16 protein-coding genes and 1 pseudogene are annotated in these 20168 nt (G+C 44.7%); 6 read left to right on the forward strand and 11 right to left on the reverse strand.

Annotated features, from left to right (window positions below; all coding sequences use genetic code 11):
- Positions 1-2 precede the first annotated feature (2 nt).
- The 3 genes from AB6D58_RS17780 to AB6D58_RS17790 are packed head-to-tail and all read left to right on the forward strand — an operon-like array spanning position 3 to position 2926.
- On the forward strand, positions 3-1703 hold the full coding sequence (locus tag AB6D58_RS17780; protein WP_372157930.1) for an ABC transporter permease: 1701 nt from the start codon (positions 3-5) through the stop codon (positions 1701-1703).
- Positions 1669-2319, forward strand: coding sequence for an ATP-binding cassette domain-containing protein (locus tag AB6D58_RS17785; RefSeq protein WP_017065359.1), 651 nt, complete (start codon positions 1669-1671; stop codon positions 2317-2319). The genes AB6D58_RS17780 and AB6D58_RS17785 overlap by 35 nt, the downstream gene beginning before the upstream one ends.
- Positions 2309-2926 carry a CDP-alcohol phosphatidyltransferase family protein gene (locus AB6D58_RS17790; protein ID WP_372089797.1) on the forward strand — a complete coding sequence of 206 codons (618 nt, stop codon included), beginning with the start codon at positions 2309-2311 and terminating at the stop codon, positions 2924-2926. Before AB6D58_RS17785 ends, AB6D58_RS17790 begins: the two co-directional genes overlap by 11 nt.
- 93 nt (positions 2927-3019) lie before the next feature.
- Here the strand turns inward: AB6D58_RS17790 and AB6D58_RS17795 are convergent, their stop codons facing one another.
- From AB6D58_RS17795 to AB6D58_RS17810, 4 genes and pseudogenes are all read right to left on the reverse strand, one after another.
- Positions 3020-3973 (reverse strand): class I SAM-dependent methyltransferase, encoded by a 954-nt coding sequence (locus tag AB6D58_RS17795; RefSeq protein ID WP_372102270.1) that lies wholly within the window; start codon positions 3971-3973, stop codon positions 3020-3022.
- Positions 3974-3981: 8 nt separating this feature from the next.
- Positions 3982-4680 (reverse strand): TIGR01621 family pseudouridine synthase, encoded by a 699-nt coding sequence (locus tag AB6D58_RS17800; RefSeq protein ID WP_017060318.1) that lies wholly within the window; start codon positions 4678-4680, stop codon positions 3982-3984.
- A gap of 177 nt (positions 4681-4857) precedes the next feature.
- Positions 4858-6413, reverse strand: a pseudogene (locus AB6D58_RS17805) (methyl-accepting chemotaxis protein).
- A 166-nt stretch (positions 6414-6579) separates the two neighbouring features.
- A complete protein-coding gene (locus AB6D58_RS17810) occupies positions 6580-8013 on the reverse strand; it encodes a sodium-dependent transporter (protein WP_050543975.1) in 1434 nt (477 codons plus the stop codon).
- A 366-nt stretch (positions 8014-8379) separates the two neighbouring features.
- Here AB6D58_RS17810 and cls point away from each other — a divergent pair, with 366 nt between their 5' ends.
- Positions 8380-9834: a cardiolipin synthase gene (gene cls, locus AB6D58_RS17815; RefSeq protein ID WP_065583881.1), complete on the forward strand. Its 1455-nt coding sequence runs from the start codon at positions 8380-8382 to the stop codon at positions 9832-9834.
- Positions 9835-10022: 188 nt separating this feature from the next.
- Positions 10023-11207, forward strand: a complete 1185-nt coding sequence (locus AB6D58_RS17820) for a cystathionine beta-lyase (protein ID WP_017065338.1) — start codon at positions 10023-10025, stop codon at positions 11205-11207.
- 244 nt (positions 11208-11451) lie between these two features.
- On the opposite strand, the gene AB6D58_RS17825 is transcribed toward AB6D58_RS17820, so the two are convergent.
- The 7 genes from AB6D58_RS17825 to pspA all read right to left on the reverse strand — a co-directional run bounded on the left by AB6D58_RS17825 (position 11452) and on the right by pspA (position 18776).
- A complete protein-coding gene (locus tag AB6D58_RS17825; RefSeq protein ID WP_017065337.1) occupies positions 11452-12018 on the reverse strand; it encodes a DNA-3-methyladenine glycosylase I in 567 nt (188 codons plus the stop codon).
- A 76-nt stretch (positions 12019-12094) separates the two neighbouring features.
- Positions 12095-15205: an efflux RND transporter permease subunit gene (locus tag AB6D58_RS17830; RefSeq protein ID WP_017065336.1), complete on the reverse strand. Its 3111-nt coding sequence runs from the start codon at positions 15203-15205 to the stop codon at positions 12095-12097.
- Positions 15198-16283: an efflux RND transporter periplasmic adaptor subunit gene (locus AB6D58_RS17835; protein WP_102393827.1), complete on the reverse strand. Its 1086-nt coding sequence runs from the start codon at positions 16281-16283 to the stop codon at positions 15198-15200. The genes AB6D58_RS17830 and AB6D58_RS17835 overlap by 8 nt, the downstream gene beginning before the upstream one ends.
- 1 nt (position 16284) lies before the next feature.
- Positions 16285-17319, reverse strand: coding sequence for an efflux RND transporter periplasmic adaptor subunit (locus tag AB6D58_RS17840; protein ID WP_029236444.1), 1035 nt, complete (start codon positions 17317-17319; stop codon positions 16285-16287).
- A gap of 158 nt (positions 17320-17477) precedes the next feature.
- Entirely contained in the window at positions 17478-17864 is a 387-nt protein-coding gene (gene pspC / locus AB6D58_RS17845) for an envelope stress response membrane protein PspC (RefSeq protein WP_017065334.1), read from the reverse strand.
- On the reverse strand, positions 17857-18090 hold the full coding sequence (gene pspB, locus AB6D58_RS17850; protein WP_102393828.1) for an envelope stress response membrane protein PspB: 234 nt from the start codon (positions 18088-18090) through the stop codon (positions 17857-17859). The genes pspC and pspB overlap by 8 nt, the downstream gene beginning before the upstream one ends.
- A 14-nt stretch (positions 18091-18104) precedes the next feature.
- Positions 18105-18776: a phage shock protein PspA gene (gene pspA, locus AB6D58_RS17855; protein WP_010440091.1), complete on the reverse strand. Its 672-nt coding sequence runs from the start codon at positions 18774-18776 to the stop codon at positions 18105-18107.
- A gap of 273 nt (positions 18777-19049) precedes the next feature.
- Between pspA and pspF the strand changes: the two genes are divergently transcribed.
- A complete protein-coding gene (gene pspF, locus AB6D58_RS17860; RefSeq protein ID WP_017060309.1) occupies positions 19050-20072 on the forward strand; it encodes a phage shock protein operon transcriptional activator in 1023 nt (340 codons plus the stop codon).
- Positions 20073-20168: the final 96 nt, after the last annotated feature.

Genomic DNA, 20168 nt, shown 5'->3' on the forward strand with positions numbered 1-20168 from the left:
TTATGCTACGCGCTCTATATTTTGTTGTTATAGCTGTGTGCATTATCCCAACCATTCCTGGGGTGGCGGGAGTCGTGGCTTCGTCACTGAGTTTCATCCCGCCCCTAGGTTTAGAGGAGCCGACACTCAACGGTTTTAGCCAAGTCTTTCAATGGGAAGGAGCTTGGCACTCTATTGGCTTGAGCCTAGGTTCAGCGATTGCAAGCAGCTATATAGCCTGCTTCCTGACCTTTTGTATTCTTCAAGCCTCTTGGGGAAACCAATTTTGGAGAAAGATTGAGTTAACGCTATCGCCAATGCTTGCCATTCCACATGTGGCTTTCGCCATTGGCTTTGCGTTTTTATTTAGCCCAACAGGCCTTGGCGCAAGAGCCGTACATCACTTACTTGGTGAATCGGCTACGAGTTCTGAATTAGCTTTGTTGGTCAAAGACCCATACGCATTCGGCCTCATCATCATGTTGGCGCTTAAAGAAGTCCCTTTCTTATTGTTGATGAGCATATCGATACTTCAGCAAATTGATGTAGAGCGTATCACTAAGGTCAGTGCATCTCTGGGTTATAGTCGTGCTCAGATCTGGTGGAAATGTATTTTCCCACAATGGTTTACTAAGCTTCGATTCCCAATGTTGGCGGTACTCGCCTACAGTGTGTCGGTTGTCGATATTGCTCTGATCATTGGCCCAACCAACCCGCCGACCTTTGCCGTTTTAGTATGGCAATGGTTCAACGATCCCGATCTTAATCTACTCCCGCGAGCTGCTGCTGGTGCTATCGTTTTGTTTGGCTTAGCTTCATTGATCATCGCCTTGGCGCGTTTAGTTGAATGGGCAATTCTTAAGTACTTTCGAACTTGGCAGTATTCAGGAAGAACAGGGGCTAACTTGCCGGGGAAAACCATATTCACTGTCCTTGCTAGCCTTTCATTGCTGGTCATTCCTTTAATGGCAATTTGGAGCGTTGCTCAGCGCTGGCGTTTCCCTGATTTACTGCCGAGCCGCTACAGCGTGCGCTTCTGGGAGTTCGAGTGGGATGGCATCATGAGCACCGTTAGTCAAAGCTTATGGATTGGTCTGATTGCGGCTTCAGTCGCTTTGTTGCTTGCGCTGGTTGCTCACGAATACCGAATCAAATACAAGTGGCAAGTTCCGGGCTTTATTATCGCGATTCCCATGTTGATACCTCAACTCTCAGTATTGTTTGGCATGCAAGTGACCACCCTATACATAGGCAGCAATGCCTATGAGTTTTGGGTGATTTGGGCACACGTATTCTTCGCCTTTCCATTTGTGTACTTGTCTTTGGACGGCCCATGGAAAAGCTTCAATGATGGGCTGATAAAAGCTTCACTGAGCTTGGGTAAATCGCCATTTCAGAGTTGGTATTCAATCAAACTGCCAATTTTGCTTCCTGCTATCGCCTTTGCTTGGGCGGTCGGAATCAGCGTGAGTTTGGCTCAGTATTTGCCAACATTGATGCTCGGTGCGGGTCGCATTAACACGATCACAACCGAAGCCGTTGCCCTAACCAGTGGTTTCGACCGCAGGGTGACAGCAATCTATGCCATTTGGCAGGCCCTATTGCCTCTGTTCTTTTTCTCTTTAGCGATATTAGTCAGCCGACTTCAACTTAGATATCGCCGTCTTACTTTTAAAGGTTTCCTAAGTAATGAGTCTGTACCTCAACGACCTCGCCATCCGTAAAACCGATGGAGATTCGCTGTTCTCAGCGCTAAACGTCACATTAGAATCTGGCCAAATACTGGCTTTGATGGGGCCGAGTGGCTGCGGAAAGTCGACCTTACTGGATGCGATTGCTGGTCACTTAAGTGAAGAGTTTTCGTACTCTGGCACCGTTGTGTTGAACAATATTCAGCTCGACGAGCTTCCATCACATCAGCGTGAAGTCGGTATTTTGTTTCAAGATGACTTGTTGTTTCCGCACCTCAAAGTATGGGAAAACTTGGCCTTTTCGTTACCGAACTCTGTTAAAGGTTCCGCTCGCCAAAAACAAGCAATGGCTGCACTAAAAGACATAGAGCTAACTCACTTAGCTGAATCTTTCCCGGATCAAATATCCGGCGGTCAACGCGCAAGAATAAGCTTGACTCGTATGTTGTTAGCCAAGCCTAAACTCGCCCTGCTTGACGAACCGTTCAGTAAGTTAGACCAAGAGCTCAGAGCACAATTTCGCGATTGGGTCTTCGAACAGCTGACCAAAGCGAATATCCCTACATTAATGGTCACGCACGACGAAGCCGATGTACCTCAAGGGGCAGAAGTACTGTCTTGGCCATGGAGAAGTAACCATGCTGGATAAGTACTCCATTAAGGTCATTAAGTGGCCATTAAATCAGTCTGCTAAGTTACTAAAACAATTGGGTATCACGGCCAATCAAACCACGTTATTCGGATTTCTGATTGGGTGTTTAGCGTTTCCAGCGTTGGCATTTCAACAATATGAGTGGGCGTTAGGCTTCATTGTGTTTAATAGAGTATGTGATGGGCTTGATGGAGCCTTGGCTCGAATCCAAGGCATTAGTGATGCGGGCGGTTTCCTCGATATCAGCCTAGATTTCCTATTCTACTCGCTGATCCCTTTTGGATTTGTCATTGCCAACCCAGAACACAACGCCATTGCCGGTGCATTTTTGATCTTCTCTTTTATCGGCACAGGCAGCAGCTTTTTAGCGTTTGCGGTTATGGCAGGCAAGCGAGGCATTGAAAACCCAGTCTATAAGCATAAGTCTCTGTACTACATGTCAGGGCTAACCGAAGGCACTGAAACCATCGCTTGTTTCATCGCGTTTTGTATTTGGCCTCAACACTTTGCGGTTATCGCTTACACCTTTGGTGCAGCTTGTTGGCTAACCACGTTCATGCGTATTTATTTTGGTTTTCAGACACTAAAAAACCAAGCTAGTTAATAAATGAGTTAGTTTCTTGCACCTATAAAAACGCCGCTCATTGTGAGCGGCGTTTTCTATATTAGTATGGATAATGCCCGCTAAATCATGACATCAAGCTTCAGCTGAAGCCGTGATTTTAAACCTCAATACCTTTAGGCTTGAATCAAGGTCGACATCGACAAACTCAGGCGGGTTGTCCAGACGCTCAATGAACTCAACGCTTGGTGCTTCTTCTGCCATCGTCTCAATCAGGAAGTTTGGTGATACTGCTGGTGAGTTCACACACGCAATCACTTCACCGCCTTCAGTTAGAAGTTCAGGCAAACGACGTAAGATTTTTTTGTAATCTTTGGTTAGAGCAAAGCTGCCTTTTTGGAACGAAGGTGGATCGATGATAACGAGCTCGTAAGGACCGCCCTTCTTGATTTTCCCCCACGACTTAAAGATATCGTAGCCAAGGAAGTTAACCGAGCGCATATCGTGTTCATTCAGACGGTGGTTATCGCGACCTTTGTTTAGCGAGCCACGTGACATGTCCACGTTCATGCATTGACGAGCGCCACCAGCGATAGCCGCGACAGAGAAACCACAAGTGTATGCAAACAGGTTAAGAACGTTCTTATCCTTGGCATTATCTTGTACCCACTGACGACCATTACGCATGTCTAGGAACAAACCGAAGTTCTGATTACGGCCAATGTCTAATTGGTACTTAAGGCCATGCTCAACCACAACCGGAGAGTCATTCAACTCACCACATAGAACCTCTGAAGGCGCACCATCGGCATAACGGTGTTGCAGAACAATGCTTGTGCCCTGCTTTGATTGCCAGATATCTTTGTTGGTGAGTTCAACCAATCCAGCTTTAAGAGATGACAAGAATTCATCGTCGACTTCTTTAAACACGTTAACCAGTAGCTGTCCATCAACCCAGTCACATGTCAGTTGCTCTAGACCAGGCCAAAACTTACCGCGCCCGTGGAAAATACGGCGTAGTTCGTTTGGTACTTCATTAAGTTGCTGTTCAATATGACTAAAAAACAGAGGTAAAGCTGATGCTTCCATTATTTCACTCACTTAGTGTTTAGCTTTGGCCAAGTTAATGACCAAGGTTCAAGCCAACTGTCCAAACCGTTCGACACGGTTTCTTGATGCCACTTCTCACCCAAGGAGTTTAGGCTTCTTGGATCGCAGACATATTCGTAGGCTTGTGATTGATAGGCAAATCGAATCGCGAAGGCATGCAGATAACCTCTGTCAGCCTCACTCGATGGATTATAAATAGGGTCACCAACAATGGCTGAGCCGATCGACTTCATCGCGACACGGATCTGGTGAGTTCGCCCCGTATAGGGTTTGCATAACAGCAGACGCTCACCGGGTTCAGCCGTTGCTGATAAAAACTGAGTAATCGCAGGGTTCTCTTTGGATGTCAGAAGTTTCCAACTTGAGCGTCGTGAGCGCTCCATGTCTCCTGAGATCAAACCTTGCTTTTTCTTTGGCTTCTTAGAACCGATCGCAAGGTAGTATTTCTCTACTTCACGCTTTGCAAATAGCTGTGAAAGCTCGCTCGCCGCCGACGCATTTTTTGCCAGCAGCAGAATACCCGAAGTCATTTTATCTAGTCGATGAACGAGATACAGCTTAGGCTCATTAATTGCCTTAGCAACTTCTTGAAGCAACATGGTATCGCCATCGTCTTTGTGGACGCTGACTCCAGGGTGCTTATTGATAAGTAAAAAATCAGAGTGGTTCAGAAGAATATCGAACATTAAAGGCTAGCTCCATTGTAGAACGTGGAGTATACCTCGTCTGAACCCAGATTCCAGCTACGAAAAAGCCCAACTCACTCAATAAATATTGAATCGTTGGGCTTCTTTTCAGCAACTAGCGATCAGTGCGTGGTCTTTACTCGATTACCAATAGGTAAATAGAACCAAGCTACCGCTTTACCCCAGTTTAAACTTACCAACTAATGCTTCTAGCTCAGCAACCTTAGCGTTCAAGCCTGATGTATTTTCGGAGCTACGAGTTGCTAGCTGCAGAGATTGCTCAGAGATATCGCTAATCGCGGTAATGTCCGCTGCAATTTCTTTGGTCACAGCCGTCTGTTCTTCTGCCGCAGTCGCAATAGAGTTAACCATGCTTTGTACATTGCCCGCACCGCTCACAATCGCTTCTAGAGCCGAAACAGCACCTGAGCTTTGCTCAACACCAATCTCAACTAAACGACAGTTATCTTGAGTGTAAGTCACCGCTTCTTGAGTGCCCGATTGAATCGATTGAATGATGCCCGAGACTTCTCGTGTCGCTTTGGTTGTTCTTTCTGCTAGCGCTCGCACTTCATCGGCTACCACAGCAAAACCACGACCAAACTCGCCTGCACGTGCCGCTTCAATTGCAGCGTTAAGAGCTAACAGGTTAGTTTGCTCAGCAATGTCTTCGATTACCTTGATAACGCTACCAATCTGCTCACCGTGAGAACCTAGAGTATTCATTTGCAACGACATATCGCTCATTTGAGTCGACACTTGTTGAATACTCGCCACCATCTCAACAATCACGTTGCGGCCATCTTCTGCAGAGGTTTCTGAGCGACGTGCTTCTTCATAAGTTGAAGTACCTTGCTGCGCCACTTCAGAAATGGTCAAGCTTAGCTCTTCAGCAGCCGTTGCAATCAAGTTAGCTTTGTCTGCTTGAGCTGATGCACCAGTAACGATGTCTTGGCTAATAGGTCTACTAGTGATTTCTGCATCTGGTTAATCGACTTAGCCAGTTCAGCCAATTCATCACCAGAATCATCAATAATGTCGCCTGCCGTTAGGTCACCATTTGCTACACGTCGTGCTACTTGTTCTACACGAGTAAGACGATTGGTAATAGAGCTAGACAATAGATACGCAATCACACAACCAAAGACAATCGCAATAGCAGACAACACCATGATGGTGCGCTCGATGGTAGTAAACGTGTCGGTTAGTGTCAGTAGTGACTGTTCTGTATCTGCGCGCTCACTTGCTGACGCTTGATCCAGTAAGTTCTCAATAGGGATAAGATTGCTCTCATACAAAGATCGTAGCTGTTGAATATTGGCTAGTAGCGCAGCTTCATCATTGATCTTCGGCACAAGCTTTGATTCAAACTCTTGAGTGAAACGCCCCATCAGGTCTTCAATTCGCTGAATACGGCGGTGGTCTTCCGAACCTCTACTCTCCAAACGCTTAGCCTGCTCGATAGCTTGAGCAAATTCGTTCTTGTTGGTTCGATAATCATTGAGTGCATTATCGACCAGAGTGATTGCACCCAGAGCATCTCGATAGACATCTCCAGCTTCATCTATCAGAACAAGATAGGTAACAGTGCCCGGTACATCGTCCATTCTGATCTCATCAGCACTTCTATGAGCGCCAATAACTTCTATCCATACAATACTGACTAACGTGACAAGCACCGCCAATATAGAGCCAAAACCGGCATACAGTTTCTTTCTCACTGACAATTTCACACAACACCTACCTAAATCAAAATATAGCTCTAACAGCTATTCGTTCCATTTATATCGGCTATCAGACGGATACCTTTAATAATTATTTTTCTTAGATAATTAAGTTCCAGACATAAAAAAACGGGAGCTAATGAGCTCCCGTTTATCAAATTACTTTATCTTGCGATTAGAACTTCTTAGAAATCAGCGCAAAACCAGCAATGATACCAATACCTAGTAGCATGATTGCACCTTTACCGCTATCGAAGCCAGAAGAGATACCCATGAACGCAACGATTGCGATAGCTACAGGGATGATGTACTTAACTAGTGTGTACCATAGACCAAATAGTGGGAAAGAGACTTCACCGTCGTTAGTGATTTCTTTCTCTAGGTCTGCACGGTTTAGTCTCCAACCAGCGAAGATACATACCAACATACCGCCAACCGCTAGGAAAATCTTATCCGTTAGTAGGTCGAAAATGTCGAACGCGCCAGTATCAAACAGTGTTGGACCGAAGCCGCCAAGTGATAGAGAAGCGAAGATACATAGAATCGCCATTACAACACTTGCAGACAGTACCGCTGTTACACGCTTCATGCCTTTCTCATCGATTAGGTAAGAAACCACAACTTCAAGTAGAGATACTGAAGATGTTAGTGCCGCAACACTCAAACCAACGAAGAACATAAGAGCAAATAGAAGACCGATTACGCCGCCCATTTCAGCGAATAGCTGAGGAACAACAACGAATACTAAACCAGGGCCCGCTGCAGGTTCCATACCGAACGCGAACATTGCAGGGAACATTGCAACACCAGCTAGAATAGCAACACCAGTATCCATTGCGGTTACCATTGCTGTTGTCTGAACTAGGTTCTCTTTCTTCTTAAGGTAAGAACCGTATGTCATCATACAACCCATACCAAGACTTAGAGAGAAGAATGCTTGACCTAGAGCGGCTAGGATTACATTGCTGTCTACTTTAGAGAAGTCAGGACTGAATAGGAACTCAAGACCAGCCATCGCGCCCGGAAGCATAATGCCTTTGATTGATACTACAATAAGGATAATGAAAAGAAGCGGCATCAGGATCTTACCTGCTTTCTCAATACCACCAGAGATACCTTTCATAACGATAACAACGTTAAGTAGTAGGTATAAGCCCATCCACATTAGTGGTTGAACTGGGTTTGAGATAAAGCCACCAAAGCTATCACCAATTGCTTCTGGTGCGTCTAGAAGACCACCTGCAATTTTACCGATGTATGCGATTGACCAACCGCCTACTACTGGGTAGAAACCCATGATAAGTAGACCACTGAATACGCCGATAACGCCAGCGAACGTCCAACGACGGTCAGTTGTTTTAAATGCACCTACTGCTGATTTTTGCGTATGACGGCCAATCGCAAATTCAGTCAGCATGACACTGAAACCAATAAAAATTACAAAAAACAGGTAAATGGCAACGAATGCACCACCGCCACTTTCGCCTGCTGTGTATGGGAATTTCCAAATGTTACCTAAGCCAACAGCAGAACCTGCTGCAGCCATTACGAATCCTAACTTCGAACCCCAGGTATCGCGGGGTGTTGTGGTTGTATTACTAGTAGCCACGTGTACTCCAAACTTTTGTGTTATGTGATGTTGTGTTTTGCTTTGGGTGGCGTCTTTAAAAGGAAGGTGTATAAATAAATTTACACACCTAAAAGATTTGATTGACGCTCGTTGTCTAGCAAGTAAACCAGTTTAAGAATAAAATTGGAAGTGCATACCGTACAAATTTCGTTAAAGATGTAAATTTTTATGGTTAAATGCCGACTTTTCATACAAAACAATCGTTTTCTTCTTAAGTTGACCAAAAATTAACAACTTTAACCTATTTACATCTTTTGCTCTATTTTGTAAATAGTTGATTCCTTAAATTCCCATATCCGTTAAATAGCATTACTATCTAAGTGTCTCTTTTTTCGAGTATTCAATGTGGATAAGCTTTATCATTTTTTAACTTTGGCCTCTGTTGTTTTGTACTGGGTTCTCGTAGCCGGTGTGACGTTTCGTGTTGTACTAAAACGACGCTCTGTCAGCGTTTCTCTTGCTTGGCTAATGGTTATCTACATTATCCCGATTGTTGGTGTAGCTTGTTACTTCCTTTTTGGTGAGCTAAACCTAGGCAGAAAAAGGGCTGAACGCGCTCATCGTATGTTTACCCCTTTCGGCGACTGGTTCCGTCAATTGAATGATTGCCAACTTCACCAACCAGGGAAAGTCGGCTCCCCTATCCATAAGATTGACGAGCTTTGTAACAATCGAATGGGCATCCCTGCACTCAGTGGAAACACTCTATCGCTGCAATCTTCACCAAACGAGATCCTACACGCAATTATCGAAGATATAGAAAATGCACAAACCAGTATCAAGATGGTTTTCTATATTTGGCATCCAGGTGGCCTGACCGATTCGGTTGCCTCTGCGCTGATTCGCGCTGCAAAACGTGGCGTAGATGTTAAAGTTTTACTCGATTCAGCCGGTAGCCCTCGCTTTTTCAAAAGCCACTGGCAGTCAATGATGAAGGACGCAGGCGTTCAAGTCGTACAAGCACTAGAAGTGAGCCCATGGCGTATTTTTTTACGTCGCCTAGATTTAAGACAACACCGCAAAATCATTGTGATTGACGAGACTATCGCCTATACGGGTTCAATGAACATGGTCGATCCTGCTCACTTCAAACAAAGTTCCGGCGTTGGTCAGTGGATTGATGTAATGGTCAGAGTGACTGGGCCAACCGTTAATGTGTTATCCGCTATTCATGGCTGGGATTGGGAAGTTGAGACTGGTGAACGCATTCTCCCTGATATACCTGAATGCCCAGTTGAAGAAATCATGACACATCATCCGGTTCAAGTAGTGCCGTCTGGCCCTGGCATGCCGGAATATTTGATCTTACAAGTACTGACCATCGCCATCAATCAAGCGAATCATTCTGTACGTATTACTACACCTTATTTTGTGCCAAGTGCTGACTTACTCGAAACACTTAAGATGACAGCTCAACGCGGCGTAACTGTAGAACTGATCATTCCACACAATAACGATTCACTAATGGTTAAATGGGCTTCTCGTGCGTTTTATACCGAGTTGCTTGAAGCTGGCGTGAAGATCTATGAATTTTACGGTGGCCTTCTTCATACCAAATCGGTAGTGATCGATGAAGAGTTTTGCTTGATCGGAACCGTCAATATCGACATGCGCAGTTTGTGGCTCAACTTTGAAGTAACCCTTGCCGTTGACGACGTACACTTCACCAAGCAATTGTTTGATTTACAGCAATCCTATATTGAATCATCTCATCCCGTGGAATTAGAGCAGTGGGAACAGAGAAATTTACGTAACCGCTTCTTTGAGAGACTGTTCTATTTATTCAACCCGTTGCTCTAATACTCCTCGCTCGCCGACCACCATTGGCAACGAATAGTATCTTTGCGACCGCTTTTTAACTTTTCATCACAAATCGAGGAAAAGTTAAAAACCAAAAGAAAACGTTAAAAACTCTCTCTTCCCTCTTGCTTTGATGGCTACTCGCATGTTTTAAATAGGACATAACCGATTGATAAGGAATTCACAGCATGTCCGAGAACAAAACCACTAAACTTATCACTGCCGGTCGTGATAAGAAGTGGACCAATGGTGTTGTTAACCCACCAGTACAACGCGCTTCAACTGTCGTATTTAACTCAGTAGAAGAGAAGCGTAAAGCTACGATTAACCGCGCTAACAAGACCCTTTTTTACGGACGTCGTGGAACCAACACTCATTTTGCCTTCCAAGATGCGATGGTTGAAGTAGAAGGCGGCGCGGGTTGTGCACTGTACCCGTGTGGTACAGCAGCAATTTCGAATGCCATTCTCTCTTTTGTAGAAACAGGTGATCATATTTTAATGGTTGACACCTGCTACGAACCTACTCGTGATTTCTGTGACACCATCATGAAAAAGATGGGGGTAGAGACAACTTACTACGAGCCAACGATTGGTGAAGGTATCCAAGACCTTATCAAGCCAAACACTAAGGTGCTGTTTACTGAGTCTCCAGGCTCTGTCACCATGGAAGTGCAGGATATTCCAACACTAGCGCGTATCGCTCATGAACATGACATCATCGTTATGCTAGACAATACTTGGGCGGCTGGCGTGAACTTCTCACCGTTTGATTTTGGTGTTGATATCTCGATTCAAGCAGCGACCAAATACATCGTGGGTCACTCTGATGTGATGCTAGGTACGGCAGTCGCCAATGAGAAATGCTGGGATCAACTAAGAGAGCAAAGTTACTTGATGGGGCAATGTGTCTCACCTGATGATGCTTATTTAGGGCTTCGCGGCATTCGTACTCTTGATGTGCGTCTACGCCAACACGCAGAAAGCAGCTTGAAGGTCGCAAAATGGTTAGAGACTCGTCCTGAAGTTAACCACGTTCGTCACCCTGCTCTTGAGTCTTGCCCAGGCCATGAATTCTTCAAACGAGATTTTACTGGCGGTAATGGCTTGTTCTCTTTTGTACTAAACAACTCTAATATCAAAGCGACGACAGCGTTACTTGATGGAATGACACATTTTAGTATGGGTTACTCTTGGGGTGGATTTGAAAGTTTGATTCTAGCTAACGAACCAAGCAGTTTTGACAGCTTGAGAACTGTTGCCAATCCTAATTTCGAAGGTACCTTGATACGTGTTCATATTGGGTTAGAAGATGTTGATGACCTGATTGCTGATCTAGAGGCGGGATTAGAACGTTATAGCGCTCTGATTTAATCTGAGACGATAGGTCTAATATGCAAAAAAGGCAGGATATTCCTGCCTTTTTCTGTTTAAAGCATAACTCAAAATACTCATATGCAGATACTTCAGCTCATAATACAAACCGCTCATAGTCCAGAAGCTTTCAAAGCCAATATTGAACCTTAAAGCACATCCACTTAAAGATCTCAGAGCGATGAAAAAATGGCTATGAATTTTTCAATTTCTAAGTGATTGTTCCGCTGAAATAAATAACACTTTATTTGTGTGGGCAACCGACTAAATGATCATTGACCATACCTGTTGCTTGCATAAATGCGTAACAGATTGTTTCTCCTACAAACTTAAAGCCTCTCTTCTTCAAAAACTTACTCATCGCTTTAGATTGCTCGGTAGAAGCGGGAACTTGAGACATCTCAGTCCATTGATTCACGATCACTTCATTATCAACAAATTGCCATAAGGCATTAGAAAGAGAGCCGAACTCTTTCTGTAATTCAAGCGTTGCTCGTGCATTGTTGTATACCGAAGCAATCTTACCCCTGTGTTTAACCACATCGAAGTTTTCAATGATGTGCGGCACGTTGTCTTCATTCAGCTCAGCTAGCTTGTTTAGATCGTAATTATCGAACGCGGCACGATAGCCTTCACGCTTTTTAAGGATCGTAATCCAACTCAGACCTGCTTGAGCACCTTCTAAAGTAATGAACTCAAACAGAACTTGGTCATCATAAACAGGCACGCCCCACTCTGCATCGTGGTACTCCCTTTCAAGCTCATGTTTAAGCGCCCATGCACACGTTCTATCCACTGTATTAGCTTCCATTTCGATGGTCTCTTTTAGTAATCGTACATAAAAATAATGCCCCAATTAGGGGCATTATTTCAAAGGTCAGTTGACGTTAAGCCACTTCAATTTTATGGAACAAACGATACAGCACAGGCACTACGATTAGCGTGAGTACAGTCGCAAAGCCTAAACCAAACATGATGGTTACTGCCATTGGTTTGAAGAAGATATCCGGTAGTAGAGGGATCATACCTAGAATGGTGGTAATCGCCGCCATACATACCGGGCGAACACGACTCAGAGCCGCATCAACAACCGCTACATACGGATCTTTACCAGATTTCATCTCAATCTCAATTTGATCAAGTAGTACGATACCGTTCTTCAGAAGCATCCCAGATAGACTCAAGAAGCCCAACAGCGCCATAAAGCCGAATGGTGTATTCAAGGCTAGCAAGCCTGTCGTCACCCCTATCAACGCCAATGGAACCGTTAACCAAACGATCAGAGGCTCTTTCACCGAGTTAAACAAGAACACAGTGATTAAGAACATGAACAAGTAACCCAGAGGCATGGTTGTGAACAGTGACGCCTGTGCATCTGCTGACGACTCATATTCACCCCCCCATTCCAATGAGTAACCCGGAGGCATCTCAATCGCTTCAATCTGTGGTTGTAAGCGTTTCTGTAGAGTTGAGGCCGTCTCTTCACCCAATAGATCAGGATCCGCCATTACCGTTAGCATACGCTTACGGTTCTTACGGATGATCAGTGGATCTTCCCATTCTAGCTCGTAACCTAACGTTACTTGTTGAAGTGGGATGTACTCACTTAATGCTGGGCTCCAGATCTTCATGCCTTCGATGTTACGAATATCGACACGCTCGTCTTCAGGCAAACGAGCCACAATCGGCATTAACGTTGTACCATCACGATACACACCAATCGACTTACCAGAGAAAGACATTGCTAGGAAATCATCAACGTCAGATTTAGTAATACCATAACGACGCGCTTGGCTTTCATTGAACTGAGGCTCTAATACCTTAGTTCTTTCACGCCAATCGTGACGAACGTTAAATGCGCCTTCATCAGCACGCATGATGTCCATCACTTGTGCAGCGATTGAACGTAAAACCGTTGGATCAGAACCCACAATTCGCGCTTCAATTTTCGCACCGCCACCAGGACCTAATTCGATCTGTTTAAGCTTGTAGTCAATCTCTGGGAACTGACCATTTACATGTTCACGGAAGCGTTTCATTAGCCCTTCAAGTACTTCATAACTTTTCACACGAACCGTTATCTCGCCGTAAGCGCTATAACTTTTCTCTGGCGCATAAGTCAGCATGAAACGTTGCAGGCCTTTACCCGCGGTTGTCGTGATATGTTCAACTTCGTCCTGCTCAGCTAGCCAACTCTCAAGCACTTTAAGCTTGGTATTGGTCGCTCGAATATCGGTACCTTCTGGCATCCACACATCCACTTGGAACATAGGTGTGGTTGAAGACGGGAAGAAGGCTTGCTTAACGAAACCAAAACCGTACACACTCGCGCCTAAACCAATAATCAGAACAAACATGGTTAACCAAGCACGCTTCATACAGAACTCAAGGAAGTTTTTGTAGATAACAAAAACCATCCCGTTGTATGGGTCCTTACCTTCGTTATCTGGATCGACCTTCTGACCTTTAAAGAACATGTCGGCAAAGAACGGCGTGAGCGAGATGGCAGTAAACCAACTCAGCATCAAGGAGATCAGTAGCACCGTGAACAAGGTGCCACAGTATTCGCCTGTTGAGTCTTCAGATAAACCAATTGGAGCAAACGCAGTCACCGCAATAACCGTCGCACCAAGCAGCGGCCATTTGGTTTGAGTTACGATATCGGTGGCGGCCTGCATCCGGGTTCGCCCCTTCTGCGTGCCGATCAATATCCCTTCCACCACCACAATGGCATTATCCACCAGCATCCCCAAGGCGATAACCAACGCGCCCAGTGAAATACGTTGTAGGTCGATCTTGAAGTACTGCATGAAAATGAATGTACCGAATACGGTCAATAGCAGTATCAAACCAATCAATAGGCCCGATCTTAGTCCCATGAAGAACAGTAACACCACGATTACGATCGCAACCGCCTGCCCTAAACTCACCACAAATCCGCTTACCGACTTGTCTACCTCTTTAGGTTGGTTATAAACCTCGGAGATGTCGATGCCGACGGGTTGTTGATACTTTAGCTCGGCCAATCTTCGATCAAACGCTTCACCAACCGCTACTACGTTCACGCCTTGCGCAAAAGAGACACCAAGGTTAAGTGCGAGCTTGCCGTTATAGCCAATGATGTTACTTGGCACTTCAACATAACCACGAGTTACATTCGCCACATCTTTTAAATAGATGAGACCTTGAGCACCACCTTCTGTCAGAATTAAATCGCCAAGCTGCTCAACGTTTTGGAACTCACCCGTTGGATGGATTCGAATATATTCATCACCAATCCTTACCGCTCCTGCACTTGATACAATATTTTGAGTCGATAAAAGGTTAAATACCGTGCTTGGAGACAGACCCAGAGAGCTTATCCGTTTCATCGATATCTCAATGAACACTTGCTCTTGTTGTTGGCCGGAAACGGAGACTTTACTGACCCCATCAACCAACTCTAGCTCTCGCCTTAGGTAATCAATGTAATCCAGCAGCTCTTTGTAGCTATAGCCATCCCCCGTCACCGCCAGCAAAATACCGTAAACGTCACCGAAATCATCGATGACTTGAGGATCATTGACGCCGGGTGGCAGTTCAACCTTGAGATCATTCACTTTTCGGCGAAGTTCATCCCATATTTGCGGAAGATCATCTGGGCCGTAGTTATTCTTCATCGTTACCGTTACCTGAGACAGGCCACGGCTTGAAATAGAGTTCACTTCGTCGACATAGGTAAGTTGTTGAATCGCTTTTTCTAGTGGGTAAGTAACTTCTTCTTCCACCTGCTGAGGCGTTGCCCCCGGGTATGAAGTCACGACCATTGCATCTTTGATGGTAAAGGCAGGATCTTCTAAACGACCCAAGCCGAAAAAGGCAGAGACACCACCAATAAGAAAGATCAGAGATAGCATCCAGCTAATGACTTTGTTACGTATAAAGTAAGAAGCAACACCTGTGATCTGATCATCACCCTGTTGATCGTCATTTTGGGGCTTGTTATTTACTTCACTCATTGTTCGTCTCCTGAGACAATACTTCCACTGTCATCCCATCTCGCAATCGCGATACGCCTGCAACAACGACATGCTGCCCCATTTCCAATCCTTTCACTACCTGCAATGTTTCCTGGTTTGCTTTTCCTAACACGACTTGTTGTTTCGAGACTGTCTTGTCGTCGTTAAGAACCCACACATAAGAGTTTTTACGATCCAGTTCATCACCGTCTGCATTGAATACCGCTTCGATCGGAATAAGTACACCAGCTTTTAGCTCCAAACCGATATCTCGCCCATTTGACGTCACCTCAACGGCCATACCATCCAGAATCAAATCATCTTCCGGCATAGGTAGAGCAAGCGTCACCGTGAACGTGCCCGTGCTTGGGTCAGGTTCAGTGGTAAACTCCTTAATAGCCGCCGTGTATTCATTGCCACTGGGTACTCTTACCACAGCCTCAACATTCGATAACAGCTGTTCGCTAGGCTGATTCACGTAAATCTGGTCAGGCAGTTGGATAACAACCTCAACATCCTCGACACTGTGAATGTTCACGACCTGCTGGCCTACCTGAATATTTTCATATTGATCGACACTGACACGAGAAATGATCCCATCAACAGGAGCACGAAGCTTAGTGAACGACAAGCGCAGTTTTGCGAGTTCCAGCTCGGCATAAGCGATCTGGCGTTGAGCAGCAATTTCATCAAACTGTGACTTCGCCAATAAGCCTTTCTTCACTAGCGGACTTGAACGTCTGTATTGGCTGTTAATTACCGTGTAACGCGCCTGAGCATTGTCGACATCCAGTTGATAATCGGTAGGGTCAAGCTCTGCAATGATGTCTCCTTGTGAAACACGCTCACCTTCTTTCACATCAAGCTTATTGATTTCACCAGCGACTCGAAAGCTGAGATGAGCCTTCTCGGCAGCGTTTGCAACCGCTGGGAAATAGAGTTTGTCGCTAAAGTCGATGACTGAAATCTCGATAGCTTTAACCAAGGGCGTGTTATTCACTTCTACAACTTGTTTATCTTCACAAGCCGTAAGTAAAGCCAAACACGACAGTCCAGCGGTCACTTTAAGTGTTTTCATGTTATAGCCCCCTTTCCTTGATCCACTCTCGAACTTTAATGCCCGACTCAAGACCATTGACGCCAGAAGTCACAATGCGATCGCCATCGTTCAATCCAGAGACGATATGGCGTTTTTCATCGATGACAATGGCAACATTTTCAACAATGCCGTCGCTATTCACACGCCATACAGAGACATCATCCCCATCGGTCATCATTGCTGACGTTGGTATTTTGGTGGCCGCCGCTAACGATGAAACGAGATTTACCGAGCCAGACATACCGGGCAAAATACCCACATCGGTTGGTCTTTCCATTACCATGGTGACTTTGTACGAACCTGTTTTCGGGTCAGCTTCGGTATCCACTTCTTGGAAGGTTAAAACGTAAGAGTTTTCAGGAAACGCATCAAAAACCATGGTTGCATCCATCTCGAACCCTGATGAAAAGCGCGTAATAAGTTGGTCGGGTAATAAGAAGACGACTTTAAGAATTTGATTGGTTTGAATATTCATCACGCCTTGTTTAGCCGCAATGTATTCATGGTTTTCAGCAGGAATGATGGAAATGGTTCCGTCATACGGCGCAACCAAAGTGGTGTAGCGAAGATTCGCGTTAGCTTGATTAAGCACCGCGCGAGCTGAATTGTGGTTCGCTTTCGCTTGGTCGAAATCTTGCTCTGATACCACACGATCTTTACGAAGTTTGATCGCACGTTGATATTGAACATCGGCTAGCTGAAAATTCGCTTTTGCTTGCTTCTCGAGTAGTTGATATTCATCGGGATTTAACTTAGCAAGCTCGTCGCCTTTAGACACGTGCTGCCCAGCGGTCACATCGATGCTCTGCAATAACCCAGGAACACGGAATGCGAGTACCGCTCTGTCACCAGCTTCTGTGGTAGCAGGGAAATTACGCTCAAAGGCATTATTACCGACGGAGACAGTGAAGAGTTTGGCGGGTCTGGACTCAGGTTCAGGCACGGGAGGAAGCTCCTTACCACACCCAGACAACCCAGCTAAGGCAGTCAATAGGACAAGGGAGGCTCTATACATTGGTGATCATCCATATCTATAAATATTTTTATAACATAGATTAATCACATGTAACTTACCAGTCAGCGGAAGATTTATTTAGAGAAAATTATTAAAAAAAATAACGGCTTGGAATAAATTTTCCTAAACCGTTATCTAATCCTTTTTAGGTTTTACCACTACATGTTCTTAAATTCACGATTCACTTTAAACGTGTCTGAGGTGACATAAGCTTCCATGTTGCGGACACTGGTCTCTAACTTCTGGAAATCACCCTCTAAAGTGTTCAATAGCGACTCTGCAGTTTGCCCTTTTTCCCAAGGCTTTTGCTTGAGCGTATGCTCTTGTTTCGCCTTCATTTGGTCGACATACTGAGGTGGTTGTTTTTCAAGCATAAATGTCAAAGCTAAATACGCTAATAACACCAGAAAACTACCACCAAGCAGTGCTGCTGAGATAACTAAGATGCGAACCAACCACACTTCAAGGCCAAAATAGTTCGCTAACCCTGCACACACACCAGACAATTTGCCGTTAATCGTGTCGCGATACAGTTCTCTACTCATAGTTTCGTCTCCAGTTAGGCGACTCCGCATCCAGTATTTTTTCTAGCGTTTTCACTCGGTCTTGCATGGATTCGGCTTGCGCAGAAAGCTTATGCAGACGTTGAAGATTCGTTTCAGAAAGACCATTGCTGGATTTCTTCTTGCTGCGGTAATGTAAGAATAACCATAGCGGTGCCACGAAGATTAAAAAGACAATCAGTGGACCTGCAATTAGAAATGTTGACATAGACAACTCCTAGATTATTTATCGCGGTTTTCAACTTGTTGCTTCAGTTTCGCTAGCTCTTTTTCGATTTCATCTTGAGCTTGTAGCTCGGCAAACTCTTGGTCTAAAGATTTTGCGTTGCCAGTCTTAGCGTAAACGTCCGCTTCAGCTTCTAATTCATCCACTTTACGCGAGAATTGCTCAAACTTCGCCATTGCTTCGTTGGTTTTGCTTGAGTGCAGGTGTTTTTGAACATCACGACGGTTGCTTGCCGCATTGTTACGAATCATTAATGCTTGTTGCTTTGCACGAGTTTCTGCGATCTTTGTTTCAAGTTTACCAATTTCACTCGTCAATTTTTCGATGGTTTCATGAACCAAGGTTTGTTCGGTGTGAAGGCTCTTGATGATGTCTTCCAGTTTTTGCTTTTCGATTAGCGCCGCTCTCGCCAAATCTTCGCGTTGTTTGGTCAGGGCAAGTGTCGCTTTATTTTGCCAATCTAGAATCTGTGTTTCGATAGCTTCTACTTTACGCGCTAGCTCTTTCTTGTCAGCAATTGCTTTTGCTGAGTTGGTACGAACTTCAACTAAGGTGTCTTCCATTTCTTGGATAATAAGACGAATCATCTTTTCTGGATCTTCAGCCTTATCTAATAGTGCACTGATGTTTGAATTTACAATGTCTGCAAAGCGAGAAAAAATACCCATGAGGAACTCCTTAATTACAATGATGGCAAATGCGTTTCAAATCGTTGTGCGACTTTATCAATCCACTTGCTCAAAAATTTACGTTTGTTGTTAAACCTACCATAAATAATCCAAGTAGCGTGCCAACTTTTAAGCCATTTATTATCAGTTACTTACAATAAAATGGTGATTAACTCGAACCATGCTATGATGAATTTAGCCAAGTATTGGTATTTTTCACCACTATGGCTCTTACATGACCTCTCCAGCGATTAATTCATACAAGGACCCGCTATGCAGCAGAACCTCATTGGTGAATCACCTAGCTTTCTCTCTGTGTTAGATAAAGTTTCCCAACTCGCACCAATAGAAAGACCCATTCTGATCATTGGCGAACGTGGCACAGGTAAAGAGTTGATCGCACAAAGACTGCATTACCTTTCAAGACGTTGGGATCAACCTTTGATCTCATTGAACTGCTCAACCTTAAGTGAAGGTTTGATTGATTCAGAACTGTTTGGTCATGAATCGGGATCCTTTACGGGTTCGAAAGGGCGTCATCAAGGTCGTTTTGAAAGAGCAGAAGGCGGAACGCTGTTTCTGGATGAGCTGGCGACCACTCCCCTTGCGGTTCAAGAGAAACTACTGCGCGTTATTGAATACGGGCAATATGAACGTGTCGGTGGGCAAAAGGCGCTAAGTGCCAATGTCAGACTGGTGTGTGCAACCAATGCCGACTTACCAGACATGGCATTAAAGGGCGAATTCCGAGCAGACCTATTAGATAGACTGGCGTTTGACGTCATTACTATCCCTCCTTTGCGTGAGCGAAAAGAAGACATCATGCTACTGGCAGAATATTACGCCATTAAGATGTGTCGTGAATTGGAATTGGAGTTGTTTGTTGGCTTTGCCCCCTCTGCCGTTGAATCGCTTTTGGATTATTCTTGGCCAGGGAATGTACGAGAACTCAAAAACGTCATTGAGCGAGCTATCTATCAGCACGGAAAAGATCCATATCCTATTGAATATTTGGTGTTTAACCCATTTAAACCCGCATGGAAAACAGAGCAAGATTCCTCTCCGGAAACTGGCAATGAGCCGTCTAACAGCCATACTTCATCAGAGAGCTTGTTTTCTTTGCCGCTTGATTACAAAGCATGGCAAGAACAACAAGACATCAAGCTACTCAACCAAGCCCTCAAACAGAGCAAATATAACCAGAAACAAGCCGCAGAATTACTTGGGTTAACCTACAACCAATTACGTGGAATGGTGAGGAAGTACGCGATTGTCGGACAAGCTAACGATAAATAGCTGTCCACGCTTGATTATTATTTGGAGCCGAATAAATAAAATGTTAAATTGTCCGGATCTTGAGGCTCCTCTAACGCCTCGTTTCGAAAAGTATTT

Source organism: Vibrio sp. 10N.239.312.D08, from assembly GCF_041466145.1.
In the GTDB taxonomy this organism is placed as follows: Bacteria; Pseudomonadota; Gammaproteobacteria; order Enterobacterales; family Vibrionaceae; genus Vibrio; species Vibrio crassostreae_C.